Consider the following 17,132-nt stretch of genomic DNA (forward strand, 5'->3'; position numbering starts at 1 on the left):
ACACCGTACGCGGATGCATTCCACCCGAACCCCATGCTGATCGAGATTCACAGGCGCCGAAGATATTGCGCCGTCTTGTCGTCGGCCGGATAAAAGCTCTCGACACTCAGTTCGTCGACGGTGACATCGAGCGGTGTCCCGAAGGTCGTCACCGTGCTGAAGAACAAGAGCTCTTTGTCGTCGACGCGCAACCGGAGATAGACCGCGACGTCACCGGAGAGCGTCGGATCCTCGTCGACGTCGTCGGTGAACGGATAGGCCTGCAACTCGGCGAGCAGCTCGATCAGAACCGGGTCGCCGGTCACCTTGATCTGGCGATCCAACCGGTCGAACAGGTGGCGCCGCCACTGGCCGATGTTGACGATCCTGTCGCCGAGTCCCCGGGGGTCGAGACTGAATTTGAGGACGTTGAATGGCGGTTCGAGCAGGTCGTCGGGAGCATCCTGGGTGAAGAGAGCCACCGCAGCATTGGCGTCCACCAGGTTCCAGTGCCGGTCGACGGCCAAGGCCGGGTACGGCTCGGTAGCGGTCAAGACTTGGCGCAAAGCGCTGCGTACCATCGTCATTCGGTCACCGTCGAGTGACGACTCCCCATAGGTCGGTGCATACCCGGCCGCCAGCAAAAGTTGGTTCCGCTCCCGCAGCGGTACATCGAGATGTTCGGCAAGCCGCAGCACCATCGTCCGGCTCGGCGCCGAACGGCCGGTTTCCAGAAAGCTCAGATGCCGCGCCGACACCTCGGACACCGATGCCAGTTCCAATTGCGGGACCTTTCGGTTGATTCGCCACTGCCGCAACAGGTCCCCGAACAAATAGCGCTGCTCGCCGGTCATCGTTCACATCCCTCATATGGTCGCCTGTCGAGCATTATCGACCCTGCGGTCACTGTTGGCACCTATGATCAGGCCCGGACCATCGACCCGCAGGAGTGAAACCATGAGCGTGCTCGACCGTTTCCGGATCGACGACAAGGTCGTGATCGTCACCGGCGCATCATCCGGGTTGGGTGTTGCGTTCGCCAAGGCGTTTGCCGAAGCCGGCGCCCGGGTCGTCCTCGCGGCGCGCCGAGCCGACAAACTCGAGCAGACCGCCGCACTCGTCGAATCAGTAGGTGGCACTGCTTTGACCGTGGTCACCGATATCGCCGACCCGGACCAGGCCGGCGCTCTTGTCGACGCCGCGATGGCTGAGTTCGGGCAGGTCGACGTGCTGGTCAACAATGCCGGAGTGGGCACCGCGTTCCCCGCCACCAGGGAGACGCCTGAGCAGTTCCGGTCGGTCATCGACATCAATCTGAACGGTTCGTACTGGGCTGCCCAGGCTTGCGGGCGGGTGATGACGCCGGGAAGCTCGATCATCAACATCTCGAGCATCCTCGGCATCACCACCGCCGGTCTCCCGCAGGCTGCGTACTCGGCCAGCAAGGCTGCCATCTCCGGCCTGACCCGTGATCTGGCCCAACAGTGGGGTAGCCGAAAAGGCATCCGGGTCAACGCGATCGCGCCGGGATTCTTCGAGTCGGAAATGACCGACTCGTACGCGGACGGCTACCTCGAGTCCATGGCTCCGCGAATGATCCTGGGCCGCAGCGGCGATCCGGAAGAGCTGGCCGCCACCGCAATCTGGCTGGCCTCACCGGCTGGCGGATACGTCACCGGCCAGACCATTGTCGTCGATGGCGGCGTCAGCATCACATAGGGGCACTAGCTTGCCCCGGGCATCTTGTCGATGAATCCGTAGACGCTGGTGATCTTGTTGTTGCTGTCGACGGCGGTAACGTCGAATCCGACCACCAGCGGCTCCGCGCCTACTTCCGGCACCAGCTCCCACGTGAAACGGGCGATGTTGTGGTGGGTGTCGAACACGTCTCCGCGAACAAACTGCAATCCCGCGAATTGTTCCTGGGCGCCTGCGATCACCGCGTCGATTGCGTCCAGACCGCTCACCGAGGCGAGCGGGTCTGTGTAGACGCCGTCGTCGGCCCAGACTGCGCTGATCAGATCCCGCCGGGCGACGGCATCGGTCTCGTTCCACGCGGCAAGATACTGATCGATCAGCGCAGACGCTGCGGCCTCGTGTGTGGTCAACATGGTTTCGGTCATCGGTTTCTCCTTCACCTGAGGTGTTCTTTGTGGGTGAAAACCATGCTGCCCGTGGCAGGTACCTCCCGGCGATGACGTCCGAGGTAAGTATTTTCGCCACGTTTGTGACATAGGTGATTCGGGCATGCTCGGGGCATGACCTTTCCCCATGAGAACGAAGAGCCCCTCGGCGAGACCGAGCGGACAGCCGAAGAAAAAGAGGCATACAACGCCGCGCAACACGGGGCCGATGACGAGCGCGATCACGCGATCGGCGGCACCGAGGGCACCACCGACGGCCAGTGATCCGCCTTCATTACATCCGCTAACCATGCGTGGTCGGCACCGCGGTGTTTAGGATTGTCGACAGAATCTCCATGGATTCCCCCGTGGCGGAAGGACGAGGCTCACTTGTGGCTGTGCCAAGCAGGTCATTCGATGAACAAGGACTTCCGGTCAGCCTTGTGGATGTCGCAGGCCGCCGTGTCCGGGAATCGATCCTCTCCGGGGCGTTGAAACCCGGAGACAAGATAGTCGAAGAACAACTGTGCGCCAGCCTCGGCATCAGCCGGGCACCATTGCGCGAGGCACTGCGACTACTCGGACAGCAGGGGCTGGTCGAGCATCTACCGCGACGCGGATCCCGGGTCACCGCGTGGTCACCGCAGGACATTCTGCAACTGTTCGAGCTGCGGCACGTCCTGGAGCGGCATGCCATCGAATCCGCACTCCCGCTGGCCGACCTCGAAAAGGACCTCGATCCGGTTCGTGAGGCGCTCGAGGACATGCGCATCGCCGCCGACCGCGACGATGACCTCGAGAAAGACGATGCCCACCGCCGGTTCCACGCCTCGGTTGTCGGGCTGGCCGGCAACCGGCAACTCGACATCGCGATGGAGCCGATCCTGCTCAAGCTCCAGCTCCCGATGGCCATCAACCTGCGCAGCGAAGCCCGCGTGCACGACCCCGCCGACGGAATCCGGCGGCACCAGCACGTGCTCGACGCTCTGGAGACCAACGATCCGCGGATAGCTGTCGCGGCCGCCAGGAACCACGGGCAGCTCGATTATCTGGACCTGGAGAGCAACAGCTAACACAATCGATACGCAGCCGTTCCGCGGTTGGCACCATTCTGTCGACAATCGACATTATGACTTTCGATTTCACCGCAGCAGGACCATCCATCGGCCCATCGGTGGCGGAGATCCTGCAATCGCACGCAAGTGGCACCGGCTCACCCACCAAAACCGCCGCGAGAGTGGCCGACGCGATCGCGGCCCGGGGCGACGACGGCACCTGGTTGTCGACGGTGCCGCGCGCCCAACTTCTCGCCGCCGCCGAAGAAATCGAACAGCGCCCCGGCGCCCGCACGCTTCCGCTCTACGGGGTGCCGTTCGGTGTGAAGGACAGCATCGATGTCGCAGGCGTCCCCACGACCCTCTCCTGCCCCGACTATGCGTACGTCGCCGACGCCACCGCACCGGTGGTGCAGCGGCTACTCGATGCCGGCGCCCTGTACGTGGGCAAAACCAATCTCGATCAGTTCGCCACCGGACTCAATGGCACCCGAACTCCACATACGGTGCCACGCAGTGTCTACGGCCGGGACATGATCTCCGGCGGGTCGAGCTCCGGATCGGCGCTCGCGGTTGCACTCGGGCAGGTGCCGTTTGCCGTGGCCACCGACACCGCAGGCTCGGGGCGGGTGCCGGCAGCCCTGAACGGTGTTGTCGGGTTCAAGCCCTCTCGCGGGCTGATCAGTACCGTTGGCCTGGTCCCGGCCTGTAAGTCGTTGGACTGCATCACCGTCATGGCCGGATCGATCGATGACACCGACCGAGTTCTCGATGTGGTGATCGGACGCGACAACAACGATTCCTGGTCCCGTGACCGCGGCCCGCGGTACAACCACGGCGCGATCCGGGTCGGACTGCCTGCCACCGATGAGCTGGAGTTCTTCGGCGACACCATCATGCAGGACGCCCACCTGGCATTCCGGGAACGAATCACTCTGAGCGAGACAGTGGTTGCCGCACCACTGGCACCTTTTCTGGCTGCAGGCGCCCTGCTCTACGCCGGCCCCTGGGTCGCCGAGCGACTGGTCGAGTTCGCCGATTTCCTGGCCGCGCATCCCGATTCGATCCATCCGGTGGTCCGCGACATCCTGCACAGTGGTGAAAAGTACACCGCTGTAGACGCATTCGCCGCGCAGCAGAAGCTGCAAGAACTCAAGGCACAGGTGTCCCGCCTCTGGGAGCACATGGATGTGATGATCGTGCCCACCATCGGGACGACGTTCACCGTCGAGGAAGTCCTGGCGCGGCCCATCGAGTGCAACACCGTCCTCGGTCACTACACCCACTTCGGCAATCTGCTCGACCTCACCGGAGTAGCGGTACCGGTGGGTATTGCCGCCGACGGACGTCCGCTGAGCGTGATGATCTTGGGTCCGGCATTGTCCGACGACACCGTATTGGCCCTGGCCGCACGCATTCTCGACGAGCCGCGCGACACCAGTGAGCTGCCCACAGATGTGCAGCAAACCCTCTCCACAACAACCACATCCACGAGGGAGAATTCATGACCCCATCCACCGTAGAGACGGCCTCACCCGGTCCGTTCACCCTGATACCCGAGAAGACCGCGCTGATCGTCATCGACATGCAGCGCGACTTCATCCTGCCCGGCGGCTTCGGCGAGAGCCTCGGCAATGACGTGGACATGCTCCTGAAAGTGGTCCCGCCCCTGGCCGATCTCATTGCCGCCGCGCGGGCCGCCGGCATGTTGGTGATCCACACCCGCGAGGGCCATGAACCCGATCTATCCGATTGTCCGCCTGCGAAACTCAACCGCGGAGCGCCATCCAAGCGGATCGGCGATCCGGGCAAGTACGGGCGGATCCTGATCCGCGGCGAATACGGCCACGACATCATCGACGAGCTCGCCCCTGTCAGCGGTGAGATCGTCATCGACAAACCCGGCAAGGGCGCCTTCTACGCCACCGAACTCCAGCAGATCCTCACCGACGCGGGCATCACCCAACTGCTGGTCACCGGGGTCACCACAGAGGTGTGCGTGCACACCACCACCCGGGAGGCGAACGACCGCGGATACGAGTGTCTGGTCGTATCCGACTGTGTTGGTTCATATTTCCCGGACTTCCAGCGAATCGGGCTGGAAATGATCTGCGCACAAGGTGGAATCTTCGGCTGGGTTGCCGATTCCGCGGCGGTCATTCCCGCCATTGCCGATCTACCCGTCAAGTCGGAACCCGCACCTGCCTCCCGAGGCTGAAGGAACCAGAAGTCATGACCACTGAAGTCAACGAAAAGACCCCTGTCCCTGCCGCGCCGGACGGACCCGTGACCATCCCCTGGTGGACCCGAGGTGACACCAACGCCTTCTTCGGCCTCGGATTCAACATCCTCGTCAACGTCCTGACCCTCACCGGACTCCTGATCTACGTCGTCGGCGTCAACGAAGGCGACGTCTTCGGTACCGTGCTCCCCGCCCTCGGCGTCGCCCTGATCCTGGGCAATCTCTACTACACGTGGTTGGCACGGCGCCTGGGCCGCAAGGAAAATCGCACCGACGTCACCGCTTTGCCCTACGGCCCGAGCGTTCCGCACATGTTCATCGTCGTGTTCGTGGTGATGTTGCCGGTGTACCTGAGTACCGACAACGCCGTCGCAGCCTGGCAAGCGGGTCTGGCATGGGCATTCATGATCGGCGTGATCGTGATGATCGGAGCCTTTGTGGGCCCGTACATCCGCAAGATCACGCCACGCGCAGCGATGCTCGGCACCCTGGCCGGTATCTCCATCACCTTCATCTCCATGCGGCCTGCCGCCCAGATGTGGGAGGCCGCATGGATCGGCCTGCCGGTACTGGCGATCATCTTGATCGGCTTCTTCACCAATGTTCGCCTGCCGGGCAATGTTCCGGTCGGTTTGGCTGCGCTGCTCGTCGGTACCGCCATCGGCTGGGCCGGCGGGTTCATGGATGCACCGGCGGTCGGCGACGCCGTCGAGAACATCGCGCTGGGCATTCCCGACCAACGATTCGACATGCTGTTCGACGGTCTGGCCGACCTCGCACCACTTCTCGGCACCGCAATACCCCTTGGTATCTACAACTTCACCGAAGCGATGAGCAACGTGGAGAGCGCAGCTGCCGCGGGAGACAACTACAACCTGCGCAGCGTGCTCCTCGCCGACGGTGCCGGCGCCTGCATCGGTGCCGGGTTCGGTTCCCCCTTCCCACCGGCGGTCTACATCGGCCACCCGGGGTGGAAGGACGCCGGTGGCCGGGCAAGTTATTCACTGGCCAGCGGTTTGGCGATCGGCCTGCTCTGTTTCCTGGGATTGTTCGGGATACTCGAAGCGCTGCTACCTGTTCCGGCGATCGTGCCGATTCTGCTGTACATCGGTTTGTTGATCGGCGCGCAGGCCTTCCAGGCGGTTCCACGGATCCACGCCATCGCGGTGGTCGCGGCAATCCTGCCCAACCTCGCGCAGTGGGCCCATGGGCTCATCGACAACGCTCTGGCTGCCGCCGGCACCAGTGCCGGTGAGGTCGGCTTGGGCGCATTGAACGAGGCGGGTGTGGTCTACGAAGGCCTCAAGGTACTCGGCGAGGGTGCGGTTCTGGTGGGCCTGGTGCTGGGCACCATGGTCACCTTCATCATCGACAAGAAGTTCCTGTACGCCGCCATCGCCTCTGCGGTCGGTGCCGTGTTGTCATTCATCGGTCTCATCCACGCACCGGAGATCGCCTGGAATGCCGCCCCTGAAGTGGCGCTGGGCTACCTGTTCTTCGGAATCGTCTGCCTTGCATACTCATTCCTTCCCGGAGCAAAGGAGGAAGTCGTCCACGACGAGTCCGACGTGATGGCGGAGTAGCCGCAATCCTCGAGACTCAGCGTCCCGACCTCACCGTCGGGGTGCTGAGTCGACCGGCCCCATCGGGGAGTAGACAAGACACCCACCGGGGCCGTTAATCCGGGTTTGTCAGACCCATTCGGTAGACTGCCGGGATTTGCGCGTTCCATCGGAATACACTGTGGGACAGTCGAAATACTCATATCGAACACTTGTGCGTATAGCTTCCTTCGGGTAGCTTGGAATCATGGACTTCGGGGGAATGTTCGCCAGAATCTCAGATCTGGCAGGGGATGCGGCTTTGGTCGCCGGTGATGATGCGCAGGTATCTTCACGAACGGTGGCGGTTATTCGACTCAATCATGTTGTGGAGCAGATACTTTTCCGTCTGGTCGGTGAACTCGATAAGCGTCGGATCGCGCAGAAGAAAGGCGTGGGGTCCACAGCCAAACTATTACGGGACGCAGGTGTCGCGCCGACCGTCGCGCACCGGTATGTGCGAGTAGGTAAGGCGCTCAGCGGCATTCCGTCGATTGCCGATTATGGAATCGACGACAACTATCCGGTGAGCATGTGGATGCAATTGTGAAGGGGCTCCATCATATTGACCGTCGCAATCCCGACCTTACTGACGCCGATCGCGACGATTGTGCGCGCGGGCTATTGACCGAAGCACTGATGGCCACACCGGCGGCGGTATCGGTCCGGGCACGGCACATGGCCTTGTTGCTGTCACCACCAGACAAAGAGATACCCGACGCGGAGAACCATGACTTGAACGAGTTCTCGTTCGCGACCGGGGATGACGGCCGTACGCACGGCGTGTTGGATCTGGACAACCTTGTGGGTGAGAAACTGGCCGTCGCGTTGAAGCCACTATCGACACCGGTTCCCGAACCTGATGGGTCACCAGACCCACGCAACAACGCCCAAATCCGGGCCGATGCCCTGGAGCGACTGTTGGATTCCTATCTCGGACAGGAAAACCGGCCTTCCAGCGGCGGCGTGAAACCGCATGTGACGGTGGCAGTGACACCCGAACATCTCCAGGCAATACAGTTCCGCGGACTCGTCAATGCCAAACCGCCGGCGCCGGTGCCCACGTTCGAGTGGACCGGCCCAGCCTCAGCGTCCACTGCGCAGATGGTGGCGTGCGATTCGGTGATCACAAGGATTCTGGTCGACAACAACTCGGTGCCTCTAGATGTCGGTCGGGACCACCGCACCGTCACCCCCGCGATCCGCAAAGCCTTGATCGCCCGCGACCGGGGTTGTGCGTTCCCCGGTTGTGGTTGCGCTGCGGGATACACCGACGCCCACCACATCGACTGGTGGCGCAACGGCGGCACCACCAGCCTGACCAACATGGTCCTGCTCTGCCGCCGACACCACCGCTACATCCACCACCACGGCTGGACCGTGTTCCTGGGCCACGACGGCCATCCCTGGTTCATCGCACCCGGCACCACCACCGAACTACGATCCCACGCCCGCCGCACCCTGACCACCGACCTCACCGCCGCATAAGACGGCGAGACACCACACCGCAAGACCGAGCAACACAGGCTGAACCCTGTGTACTGCATGACCTTTGAGAACTGAATAGTGAACCTTATGAGGCCGACCGGTCGGAGTGCTCGACCACTCCGACCGGTCCCCTCACGGGGGCGACGCATACTAGCGTTGAGCCGTCGGCCGCACCACGATTTCGTTGACATCGACATCATCGGGTTGGTTGATGACAAACCCGATCGCGCGGGCAATCGCTGAAGGCGCAATCGTGTTGGCCCGGTACACCGCCATCGCCTCTTGTGCGCTCTTGTCGGTGATTGTCGAGGCCAGCTCGGATTCGACCACGCCCGGGGTGATCGTGGATACCCGAAGCCACGGCTCGCTCTCCTGCCGGAGGCCTTCGGTGATGGCCCAGGCGGCATACTTGGTCCCGCAATAGACCGCCGCGGTGGGCGACACCTGATGAGCCCCAACCGAAGCGATCGTGACCACATGCCCGCTGCGCTGCTCGGCGAACACCGGTAGGACCGCGTTGATGCCATACAGCAGCCCGCGCACGTTCACATCGATCATGCGTTCCCACTCGTCGACCTTGCCAGAGCTCAAGGGAGACAGCGGCATCACTCCGGCGTTATTGACCAGCACGTCCACCCGACCGTGCTCGGTGCGGGCTGCTTCCACGAAAGCCTGAACGTCACCGCGGTCGGTCACATCCAGGGTGTGCGCGGCGGCTCGGCCGCCGGATGCCTCGATCCGCTCGACGAGTGCGTGCAGGCGGTCGATCCGTCGGGCACCCAGCACAACGGTGCAGCCCTGTTCGGCCAGGTGCAGTGCGGTTGCCTCGCCGATTCCGCTGGAAGCGCCGGTGATGAGAACGATTTTGTCCATCGGTTATGTCCTTGTCTCGTACGGATTTTGATTCCGATTACCATGATGGTCGCGGAATCATCTGCGTACCAGGACTTATCGACCCGAGGAGTGGCACACCCAGCCTCAGACAGCCGTCCGACTCGGTCAGCTGCGACGGGATCCGGGTTCGGCTGCCTGCGAACGGGTCGCGACCAGGGCACCCAGAAGACGAAGAGCGTCGCGGGCCGGGGTACCGGGTTCCGCGGTATACACGATCAGTTGCTGCCCAGGCGCTTCCCGGATGTCGAACACCTGGACGTCCAAGGTGAATTCGCCGGCATCCGGGTGCACGAAGTGTTTGGACTCCGACGTCTTCCCTCGGACCTCATGTCGCTTCCAGTACCGGCGGAACTCGGTGTTGGCGAGCAGTTGCTCCAGCAGCTCCCGAAGCTCGGCGTCAGAGCCGTCCCGGCCGATCACCGTTCGCAAGTTGGCCGCACAGGTCTCGGCCGAAAGATGCCACCGGGCAAAGAACGTCGGTGCCGCCGGATCGAGGAACACCATCAACGCCACATTGTCGAAACTCTCGAACGGCGAATAGAGCTCGTCGGCAAGGGCATTGGAAGCCAGGACGTCGAGTCTGTCGTTGATGATCATCGCCGGCGTATCGGTCCAGGCATCGAGCATGATCTGCAGCTTTGGTGACGGACGTGCGCGCCTGGACACCGGGCTCGGATGAAAGGCGACGTCGGCAAGCTGGAAAAGGTGTTCTCTCCCAACGCTGTCGAGCCGGAGCGCTCTGGCCAACGCATTCAGCACGGCCGCCGACGGATGTCTTTCGCGCCCCTGTTCCAGACGCGCGTAATAGTCCACACTCACCCCGGCGAGCGTGGCGATCTCCTCGCGACGGAGCCCGGCCACCCGCCGGTGACCGGTCGAACCCGGCATCCCGACGTCTGCGGGCGTCACCGCGGCCCGTCGGGCCTGCAGGTAGACCCCGAGTTCTCCCTGTTTGTTCACTGCGTTCACCTTAGGTGCGACATCGTCGGTGAGCCAGGGTGCCGCGCTCCCTGGATGATGACGGCCTCGACATCCACGCCGACCTCTGGTTCGTTGTAACCACACACACCCGGGCATAGAGTTCGAACTGCGCCGGACACTCGATCGGACCAGTCCGGCAGGTGATGCGAGAGACGAGGACGTGGGATGAACGCCGAGGCAAGCAGCGCACCGGTAGTTGTCGGGATCGACGGTTCAGAGGGCTCCCTGGGTGCCGCACGGTGGGCAGCGGATTTTGCCGCCCGTAGCGGATCTCCACTGCAGTTGCTGCACGCCATCCCCCGGCTCGAGTGGTACTTCGCGAACGCGATGGTGTTCAGCCCGGAGTCGCTGGCCGAAGAACTCGCCGCCGACGGCAACAAGAAGCTCGACGATGCCGAGAGCGTCGTCCGCGAACGCCACCCCGAATTGACGATCGGCCGCCGGATCGTCAATGAATCCGTGCCCACCGTCTTTGCCGAGAGCTCGGAGACCGCGCGCTTGATCGTTGTCGGCGCGCACTGGCACAACGCCGCGAGCGATCTGGTGCTCGGCGGCCACGTCATCCGGATCGTCAATCAGGCGAAGTGCCCCGTACTGGTCTGGCGCGAATCCGAGGCCACCCGCACCGGCAAACCGTTGCCGGTGGTGGTCGGCGTCGACGAATCCGAGAATTCCCTCCGGGCCATCCGTGCGGCGTTCTATGTCGCCGACACCCTTGGCGCGCCGGTGACGGTGGCCCACATGTGGGAAACCGGTCCCGCGATCGGACTCGGATACGGCGAGGGCCCAGTCGACTGGAACCTGATGAACCTGTTGAAGTCCAATCAGGAAGAGAAGATGGACGAACTCCTCGCACCCCTGCGCAAGGAGTTCCCCGGCGCGCACATCCACAAGGTCTACACCGACAGCGGCCCGGCCAAGGGCCTCAAGAAGATGTCGCAGGAGGCCCAGTTGGTGGTGGTCGGAAGCCGGGGTCACGGCAAAATGGCCGGCGCTGTCCTCGGTTCGGTCAGCCAGAGCCTCATCCACCACGCCGAATGCTCTGTCTTGGTCGTTCGCTGACTTACCCGTTGCCGTGACCCCAGGCGTCTCGATCAGCGCAGTGACGAGCCCTTGACCAGCGGCAGGTCCGGGTTGGCGGCCCACGCGGTCATCGATCCGTCATAGATTGCGACGTCGGAGCGGCCTGCCTGTGCCAGCGCATGGGCCACACCGGTGGCCGCGATCCCGCCACCGCAGTAGGTGATCACCTTCTTGTCGGCGTCGAGCACACCCGCTTCGTCAAGGATTGCCTTCAACTCTTCGACCGGCTTGAAGCCACCGTTCTCCAGGTCCAGTACGTTGAAAACAGGCAGGTTGATACTGCCCGGGATGTGCCCGTTGCGGGCGTAATTCGTGGTCTCACCTCGGTAGGTGGCCTCGTCGAGGACGTTGACGATGATGGTCGACTCGTCGTCGATCGCCGCGAACACGTCATCGGTGGAACGAAGCAGTTCAGGGCGTCGATTCGGGACAAAGCTGCGCGGTGTCGGGACCGACAAGGCGTCGGTGGTGTCGTATCCGGCTGCCTTCCAAGCCGACAGGCCACCGTCCAACACGGTGACATTGTCAAAGCCCTCGAGGCGCAGATGCCACCACAACCGGGTTGCCCAGAATCCCTGCGACTGGTCGTAGACGACGACTGTCGCGCCGGTACCGATGCCCAGCGCTCCGGCGGCCTTGGCGAACTGTTCCGAACTCGGCACGGTCCACGCCTGGTCACTGGCGGTGTCGGCAAACGTGGTGAGCAGATCAGCGAACAGCGCTCCTGGGATGTGCTCGGCGTGGTAGGTCTGCTGACCCGACTCCGGTACGTAGGGGCCGTCTTTCGGGATCGGCAGATGCGTAGTGGAATCGACCACGACAAGATCTGGATCGCCGAGATGGGCGCGCAGCCAGGCAACGTCGACGGTGGCTGGGACTGACTCGATACTCATGAGGCCTCTCATCAATTGATATGTGTTCGAACCCCCTCCCCTGACCGCCAGGCTAATACCAAGCTTCGCGTGCACGGCCGGTCGGCGACCTCACTGAACGCAACCGGGGGTCATCGCGCGCGGCGGGTAGTGTCGTCGCTGCCGACCGCGGGGCCGCCATACCCCGCATATTTCACCGCAGAAAGAACAACGATGATCAACCACACACCGTCCTGGTATGACGACGAGGTCCAGGCCGTCTCCGATCTCGCTCGCGGATTCTTCGAGCGTGAGGTCATGGCCCACGCGGAACGTTGGGACAACCAGCGCCGCGTCGATCGCGATGTGTGGCGCAAGGCCGGCGAACTCGGCCTGCTGCTGTGCTCGATCCCGGAGGAGTACGGCGGTGGTGGCGGCACGTTCGCGCACGACTTCGCGGTCCTCGAGGCCCAGGGTTACGCCGGCGACTTCGCGATGGGGTTGAGCATCCACAGCGGGATCGTCGCCCACTACATCAACGAGTACGGCAGCGAAGAGCAGAAGCGTGCGTGGCTGCCCGAGATGGCACGCGGCGAGCTGCTCGGCGCACTCGGGATGACCGAGCCGGGCACCGGGTCCGACCTCAAGGCGATCACCACCACCGCCATCCGCGACGGCGACAGCTACGTGATCAACGGATCGAAGACCTTCATCACCAACGGTTCCACGGCCGACGTGATCGTCCTCGCGGTCAAGACAGACCCCAAGGCCGGCGCCAAAGGCGTGTCACTGGTCCTCGTCGACACCCGCGACTGCGACGGCTTCGTCGTCGGACGCGTCCTGGACAAGGTCGGCCAACACGGTGCCGACACCTCAGAACTGTCGTTCACCGACGTGCGGGTGCCGGTGGCAAACCTACTGGGCGACAAGGAAGGTCAGGGCTTCGCACAGCTCATGACCCAGCTCGGACAGGAACGGCTCATCATCGCCGCCCAGTCGGCCGGAGCGATGAAGCGGGCCATCGAAGAGACAGTCCGCTACACCAAGGAACGACAAGCCTTCGGTCACAGCATCTTCGAGTTCCAGAACACCGCCTTCGAACTGGCGGAATGCCAGACGATCGCGCTCACCAGCCAGGTCTTCTTCGACCATTGCGTCGAGCAGCACCTGCGCGGAGAACTCGATCCGACGACTGCCGCCATGGCCAAGTACTGGCTCACGGATCGGCATTGCGAGGTTGTCGACCGCTGCGTACAGCTCCACGGTGGCTACGGTTACATGCGCGAGTACCTGATCGGCCGGATGTACGAAGACGCCCGTGTGCAGCGGATCTACGGCGGCACCAACGAGATCATGAAAACGATCATCGCGCGAGCGCTCTGACCCGCGATTACCACCCGGCGCGGTGGGACTCGACGCTACCGGATGTCGGGGTTCTGCCGCGCCGCGACGACCACCCGGATCGCTTCGATTTCGTCGTCGCCCGGATCGAACGATTGTGTGTCGAGCACCGCGCCGAGCCGACGGAAGTACTCGTGCTCGGTGATACCGAACTCCACGAGGATGTCCTCGGCTGATCCACCGCCGAAGAGATACCAGCGGCGCGCGAAGCCCAGGATGTCCGCGGGCTGGTCATCGAGGTTGTCGTGTGCCTTGGCCATGTGTCCAATTATCGCTTGGCCGCATCCCATTTCGCACATCGGCGACGTCATTCGAGCGGATTACAGCTGGTGGCGTTAACACCGCGTGAACGCTGCCGCGAGCCGCGATGTTCGGAGCGTGCGCGTCGGAGACAGCAGTCGCCATACGACTACAGGCCGGTCTGCGAAGATGGCACGGGATACCGCGTCCACTGCAGTATCGCCACCTACCGAGCACGGGAGCCGACGAGTTGTCCGAGTCATCATCGAGACTTCTCGACCAGCTGGATCGGCATCAGGTCGCCATCTACCTCGGCGCCATCGCGTCCGGTGCGGCAGTGGCCTGGGCGGCGCCGGGATCCGGTTCTGCACTGGCCACCGTGATCAACCCGGCCCTGGGCGCCTTGCTGTACGTGACCTTTCTTCAGGTGCCGGCCACCGACCTCGGACGTGCACTGCGCGACCACCGGTTCGTCGCCGCGCTGCTGGTGGTGAACTTTGTGGTGGCACCCGCCGTGGTCGGCGCACTGTTCACCTTCTTGCCCTCCGAACAGGCTGTGCGCGTGGGTGTTCTGCTGGTCCTGCTGTGCCCGTGTGTCGACTACGTCATCGTGTTCGCGGGTCTCGCAGGCGGCAGCCGCCGGCGGTTGATAGCGGCCACACCGCTCCTGCTGTTGCTCCAGATGGCACTACTCCCGCTCTACTTATGGCTCTTCATGGGATCGGATCTCACCGACGTGGTCGAGTTCCGGCCGTTTGCCCGGGCCTTCCTGTTCCTGATCGTCGTCCCGCTGGCACTGGCCTGGATCACCCAGTGGTCGGCGGGGCGCACAACGATCATTCGGCAACTCGAGGTGGCGGCCACCGCCACCATGGTCCCGCTGATGGCGGTGGTGTTGTTCGCGGTGGTCGGCTCCCAGCTGCCCAAACTCGACGGAAACTACCGCGATGTTGTTGCGGTGGTACCGGTTTACGTGGTCTTCCTGATCGTCATGTCCGGCGCCGGGGCACTGGTGGCCGCGCTGTTCTCACTCGACACCGCCGGTCGACGTTCGGTGGTGTTCAGCGGGGCCACCCGCAATTCGTTGGTGGTGATGCCACTGGCGCTGGCATTGCCTGCCGGATTCGAGGTAGCCGCCGTTGTTGTCGTCACCCAGACCCTCGTCGAAGTGGTCGGGATGGTCATCTACGTCCGGGTGATCCCGAAACTCGTACCGGCCCAAACCTAGTGACGGACTGGCTCACCCGCCAGCAGTGTCAATTCACCAGTCGCAGCGACGTCCGCGCCCGACGCACGGTGACCCGCTGGCCCCAAGAGACCGTCAGAGCATCGGATTCGATGCCGTCGCCGAACACCACCAGATCGGATTCGGCAACGATCCCGAGTTCCTCACCGTCGTCGAGCAACCCCTGGGTGAGGTCGGTGCCGGTGGCCGGTGACGGCCAGGCCTCGCGGACGAACCAGCACAGGTCCAGCGCAGGCCGCGTCGGTAGAACCAGCCTGCTGCGACGTTCGAGCCACACCGATTGGCACCACCCCGTGGCCCCGGTCCCGGTGCCCACCAATACCCCGGAGGATGACTGCCGTTCGCGGGCCGTGCCGAGTTCGATGCGGTAGCGGGCCGATTGGTGGGACGGGTGTCCGATGTAGATCTCGTTCAGTGCCCGCAACACCTGACCATCGTCGAGTTCGGCCTCGACCATGGTGCACCGAGTGAGCTGCTCGAGCGCCTCCGGCCGGCGCAGCAGGTCCGCAACATCCTGGCTCCGGTGATTCACCAGCACACCGGGATTCATTGCCGGTTCGGCATTCACCCCGATCACCGGCTGACCATCTAGGTACTTCGCAACGTTGGCCACCAGCCCGTCCTGACCGACCACCACAACAACATCTTCTTCACCGAAGACGAAGCGGCTCAGGTCGGTTCGTTCGACCATCCCGCGGCGCCAGTCCACCGGTATCGCCGCGTCGACCCGGGTGCGGGCCAGTTGGACCGCATCGTGGCGAGCCTGCACTCCGGTGATGTTGCGTCCGCGGGACTTCAGGAAGAACGCGGCCTGGCCACGGGTGCCGTGCTTGGCGAGCAGTTCGTCGAGTTCGGTGCGGCGGTATACGACCACCGCCCGTGGTGCCAGTGCCATGATTCTTTCCTTCCGCGGGTAGGTGCGTTGTCAATTGCGTTCGGCGGCAAACCGACCGAGGATCTGTGTCAGCACATCGGGCGTCAGGTTCAACGTCCCGATCTCCGGCAGGTTGGCAGCCAGTTCCTTCAGCGCCAGCCCCAGGACGATGGCTTGATCCAGATCGCGATACGGCATCAGCGCTGCCGCATCCACCTCGGCCTGCGCCATGCCGACCACGCGGGTGGCCTCCGCTTGGGTCTGCGCCAGCAACTCCTGACGTTGCGCATCGGCCTCCGTGCGGATCTTCTCTGCGGCAACCTCTTCCGTTGACCGCTTCCGCGCATTGCGTCCCTGTTGGTCCACCAACTGTTCCTCGCGGCGAGCGAGTTCGATCTGGCTCTGCAGCTCGTTCTCCGTGATCGTCCGCTCCCGTTCCACCGCCACCGCACGTCGTTCATAGGTGGCCCGGTCGGCTTCCTGCTGCACCTGTTCCCGCAGCGGTGTCTGCAGTGCCCGTTCCATCTCGGCCTCCGACCGCAGGGCGACCACCCGGACATCGACGACCTCCAGACCGGTCTCGGCCAGTCTCCGGTCGGCGAGCAACCCGACCGCGACGCGTTCGCGCACCGGCGCCACACCGTCGGCCAGTGCCTGTCGCAGCGGAGTGCCTGCCAGCAGGTCCAGTGCGTGCTGTTGGGCGGATTCGGTGAGCAGGCCGGCCAACTGATCCAGAGGCCTTGCCCGCCACACCCCCTCGTCGGGATCGATACCGAAGTCGATACGACCGGCAGCGGTGTGCGGGTCGACGATCCGATAGGTGACGGTGGCCTGGACGGTCAGGTCCTGGAAGTCCACTGTGCGGGCGTGGAACAACAGCGGGAGTTGCTGGTCATCGACCGGGACCTCACTGACCGACGCATTCAGTGGCCGGAACCAGAACGCCTGGGCCAGCCCCGAGTGCACCAGCTTCGCCTTTGCCGTGTGCTCGATGTACATGTTCGGCGCGCACCGCATGTGACGCAGGAACATTGCTCGTTTGATGTCAGCCATGACCCGGCCTTCCTCTGTTGC

At 63.7% G+C, this 17,132-nt stretch carries 19 protein-coding genes; 11 read left to right on the plus strand and 8 right to left on the minus strand.

The window, feature by feature from the left end; genetic code table 11:
• Positions 1–47: 47 nt before the first annotated feature.
• Positions 48–833 carry a helix-turn-helix domain-containing protein gene (locus AC1TQG_RS07610; RefSeq protein ID WP_482136321.1) on the minus strand — a complete coding sequence of 262 codons (786 nt, stop codon included), beginning with the start codon at positions 831–833 and terminating at the stop codon, positions 48–50.
• Between the two features lie 103 nt (positions 834–936).
• On the opposite strand from AC1TQG_RS07610, the gene AC1TQG_RS07615 reads away from it, so the two are divergent.
• Positions 937–1,698, plus strand: a complete 762-nt coding sequence (locus AC1TQG_RS07615) for an SDR family NAD(P)-dependent oxidoreductase (RefSeq protein ID WP_482136322.1) — start codon at positions 937–939, stop codon at positions 1,696–1,698.
• A 5-nt stretch (positions 1,699–1,703) separates the two neighbouring features.
• On the opposite strand, the gene AC1TQG_RS07620 is transcribed toward AC1TQG_RS07615, so the two are convergent.
• Positions 1,704–2,102: a nuclear transport factor 2 family protein gene (locus AC1TQG_RS07620; protein ID WP_482136323.1), complete on the minus strand. Its 399-nt coding sequence runs from the start codon at positions 2,100–2,102 to the stop codon at positions 1,704–1,706.
• A 135-nt stretch (positions 2,103–2,237) separates the two neighbouring features.
• On the opposite strand from AC1TQG_RS07620, the gene AC1TQG_RS07625 reads away from it, so the two are divergent.
• The 7 genes from AC1TQG_RS07625 to AC1TQG_RS07655 all read left to right on the plus strand — a co-directional run bounded on the left by AC1TQG_RS07625 (position 2,238) and on the right by AC1TQG_RS07655 (position 8,488).
• Complete coding sequence (locus AC1TQG_RS07625) at positions 2,238–2,387, plus strand: hypothetical protein (protein WP_482136324.1); 150 nt, start codon at positions 2,238–2,240, stop codon at positions 2,385–2,387.
• A 107-nt stretch (positions 2,388–2,494) separates the two neighbouring features.
• On the plus strand, positions 2,495–3,175 hold the full coding sequence (locus AC1TQG_RS07630) for a GntR family transcriptional regulator (RefSeq protein ID WP_482136325.1): 681 nt from the start codon (positions 2,495–2,497) through the stop codon (positions 3,173–3,175).
• 56 nt (positions 3,176–3,231) lie between these two features.
• Positions 3,232–4,665: an allophanate hydrolase gene (locus AC1TQG_RS07635; RefSeq protein WP_482136326.1), complete on the plus strand. Its 1,434-nt coding sequence runs from the start codon at positions 3,232–3,234 to the stop codon at positions 4,663–4,665.
• A complete protein-coding gene (locus AC1TQG_RS07640) occupies positions 4,662–5,375 on the plus strand; it encodes a cysteine hydrolase family protein (RefSeq protein ID WP_482136327.1) in 714 nt (237 codons plus the stop codon). The genes AC1TQG_RS07635 and AC1TQG_RS07640 overlap by 4 nt, the downstream gene beginning before the upstream one ends.
• Before the next feature lie 14 nt (positions 5,376–5,389).
• Complete coding sequence (locus tag AC1TQG_RS07645; RefSeq protein WP_482136328.1) at positions 5,390–6,982, plus strand: SulP family inorganic anion transporter; 1,593 nt, start codon at positions 5,390–5,392, stop codon at positions 6,980–6,982.
• A 226-nt stretch (positions 6,983–7,208) separates the two neighbouring features.
• Positions 7,209–7,550: a hypothetical protein gene (locus tag AC1TQG_RS07650; protein ID WP_482136329.1), complete on the plus strand. Its 342-nt coding sequence runs from the start codon at positions 7,209–7,211 to the stop codon at positions 7,548–7,550.
• Positions 7,547–8,488, plus strand: a complete 942-nt coding sequence (locus tag AC1TQG_RS07655; RefSeq protein ID WP_482136330.1) for an HNH endonuclease signature motif containing protein — start codon at positions 7,547–7,549, stop codon at positions 8,486–8,488. The genes AC1TQG_RS07650 and AC1TQG_RS07655 overlap by 4 nt, the downstream gene beginning before the upstream one ends.
• Positions 8,489–8,638: 150 nt before the next feature.
• Here AC1TQG_RS07655 and AC1TQG_RS07660 read toward each other — a convergent pair whose 3' ends face one another.
• Together AC1TQG_RS07660 and AC1TQG_RS07665 are read right to left on the minus strand one after the other, a co-directional pair.
• On the minus strand, positions 8,639–9,361 hold the full coding sequence (locus tag AC1TQG_RS07660; protein ID WP_482136331.1) for an SDR family oxidoreductase: 723 nt from the start codon (positions 9,359–9,361) through the stop codon (positions 8,639–8,641).
• 126 nt (positions 9,362–9,487) lie between these two features.
• On the minus strand, positions 9,488–10,342 hold the full coding sequence (locus tag AC1TQG_RS07665) for a helix-turn-helix transcriptional regulator (protein WP_482136332.1): 855 nt from the start codon (positions 10,340–10,342) through the stop codon (positions 9,488–9,490).
• Positions 10,343–10,528: 186 nt separating this feature from the next.
• Here AC1TQG_RS07665 and AC1TQG_RS07670 point away from each other — a divergent pair, with 186 nt between their 5' ends.
• Positions 10,529–11,425: a universal stress protein gene (locus AC1TQG_RS07670; protein ID WP_482136333.1), complete on the plus strand. Its 897-nt coding sequence runs from the start codon at positions 10,529–10,531 to the stop codon at positions 11,423–11,425.
• A gap of 32 nt (positions 11,426–11,457) precedes the next feature.
• Here the strand turns inward: AC1TQG_RS07670 and AC1TQG_RS07675 are convergent, their stop codons facing one another.
• Positions 11,458–12,339 (minus strand): sulfurtransferase, encoded by an 882-nt coding sequence (locus tag AC1TQG_RS07675; protein WP_482136334.1) that lies wholly within the window; start codon positions 12,337–12,339, stop codon positions 11,458–11,460.
• Between the two features lie 192 nt (positions 12,340–12,531).
• On the opposite strand from AC1TQG_RS07675, the gene AC1TQG_RS07680 reads away from it, so the two are divergent.
• Entirely contained in the window at positions 12,532–13,680 is a 1,149-nt protein-coding gene (locus tag AC1TQG_RS07680; RefSeq protein WP_482136335.1) for an acyl-CoA dehydrogenase family protein, read from the plus strand.
• Positions 13,681–13,715: 35 nt separating this feature from the next.
• On the opposite strand, the gene AC1TQG_RS07685 is transcribed toward AC1TQG_RS07680, so the two are convergent.
• On the minus strand, positions 13,716–13,958 hold the full coding sequence (locus tag AC1TQG_RS07685; protein WP_482136336.1) for a DUF3263 domain-containing protein: 243 nt from the start codon (positions 13,956–13,958) through the stop codon (positions 13,716–13,718).
• Positions 13,959–14,188: 230 nt separating this feature from the next.
• Here AC1TQG_RS07685 and AC1TQG_RS07690 point away from each other — a divergent pair, with 230 nt between their 5' ends.
• Entirely contained in the window at positions 14,189–15,166 is a 978-nt protein-coding gene (locus AC1TQG_RS07690) for a bile acid:sodium symporter (protein ID WP_482136337.1), read from the plus strand.
• 28 nt (positions 15,167–15,194) lie between these two features.
• Here the strand turns inward: AC1TQG_RS07690 and AC1TQG_RS07695 are convergent, their stop codons facing one another.
• Complete coding sequence (locus tag AC1TQG_RS07695; RefSeq protein ID WP_482136338.1) at positions 15,195–16,079, minus strand: diacylglycerol kinase catalytic domain-containing protein; 885 nt, start codon at positions 16,077–16,079, stop codon at positions 15,195–15,197.
• 30 nt (positions 16,080–16,109) lie between these two features.
• Complete coding sequence (locus AC1TQG_RS07700) at positions 16,110–17,111, minus strand: SPFH domain-containing protein (RefSeq protein ID WP_482136339.1); 1,002 nt, start codon at positions 17,109–17,111, stop codon at positions 16,110–16,112.
• Between the last annotated feature and the right edge of the window lie 21 nt (positions 17,112–17,132).

It is taken from the genome of Williamsia sp. Y844 (genome assembly GCF_056786475.1).

Bases quoted from the DNA above. Each gene is read 5' to 3' on its own strand.
- AC1TQG_RS07660 (WP_482136331.1), bottom strand. From the start codon at position 9,361: ATGGACAAAATCGTTCTCATCACCGGCGCTTCCAGCGGAATCGGCGAG.
- AC1TQG_RS07640 (WP_482136327.1), top strand. From the start codon at position 4,662: ATGACCCCATCCACCGTAGAGACGGCCTCACCCGGTCCGTTCACCCTG.
- AC1TQG_RS07625 (WP_482136324.1), top strand. From the start codon at position 2,238: ATGACCTTTCCCCATGAGAACGAAGAGCCCCTCGGCGAGACCGAGCGG.
- AC1TQG_RS07610 (WP_482136321.1), bottom strand. From the start codon at position 833: ATGACCGGCGAGCAGCGCTATTTGTTCGGGGACCTGTTGCGGCAGTGG.
- AC1TQG_RS07680 (WP_482136335.1), top strand. From the start codon at position 12,532: ATGATCAACCACACACCGTCCTGGTATGACGACGAGGTCCAGGCCGTC.
- AC1TQG_RS07620 (WP_482136323.1), bottom strand. From the start codon at position 2,102: ATGACCGAAACCATGTTGACCACACACGAGGCCGCAGCGTCTGCGCTG.
- AC1TQG_RS07670 (WP_482136333.1), top strand. From the start codon at position 10,529: ATGAACGCCGAGGCAAGCAGCGCACCGGTAGTTGTCGGGATCGACGGT.
- AC1TQG_RS07635 (WP_482136326.1), top strand. From the start codon at position 3,232: ATGACTTTCGATTTCACCGCAGCAGGACCATCCATCGGCCCATCGGTG.
- AC1TQG_RS07615 (WP_482136322.1), top strand. From the start codon at position 937: ATGAGCGTGCTCGACCGTTTCCGGATCGACGACAAGGTCGTGATCGTC.
- AC1TQG_RS07645 (WP_482136328.1), top strand. From the start codon at position 5,390: ATGACCACTGAAGTCAACGAAAAGACCCCTGTCCCTGCCGCGCCGGAC.
- AC1TQG_RS07650 (WP_482136329.1), top strand. From the start codon at position 7,209: ATGGACTTCGGGGGAATGTTCGCCAGAATCTCAGATCTGGCAGGGGAT.
- AC1TQG_RS07685 (WP_482136336.1), bottom strand. From the start codon at position 13,958: ATGGCCAAGGCACACGACAACCTCGATGACCAGCCCGCGGACATCCTG.
- AC1TQG_RS07700 (WP_482136339.1), bottom strand. From the start codon at position 17,111: ATGGCTGACATCAAACGAGCAATGTTCCTGCGTCACATGCGGTGCGCG.
- AC1TQG_RS07695 (WP_482136338.1), bottom strand. From the start codon at position 16,079: ATGGCACTGGCACCACGGGCGGTGGTCGTATACCGCCGCACCGAACTC.
- AC1TQG_RS07675 (WP_482136334.1), bottom strand. From the start codon at position 12,339: ATGAGTATCGAGTCAGTCCCAGCCACCGTCGACGTTGCCTGGCTGCGC.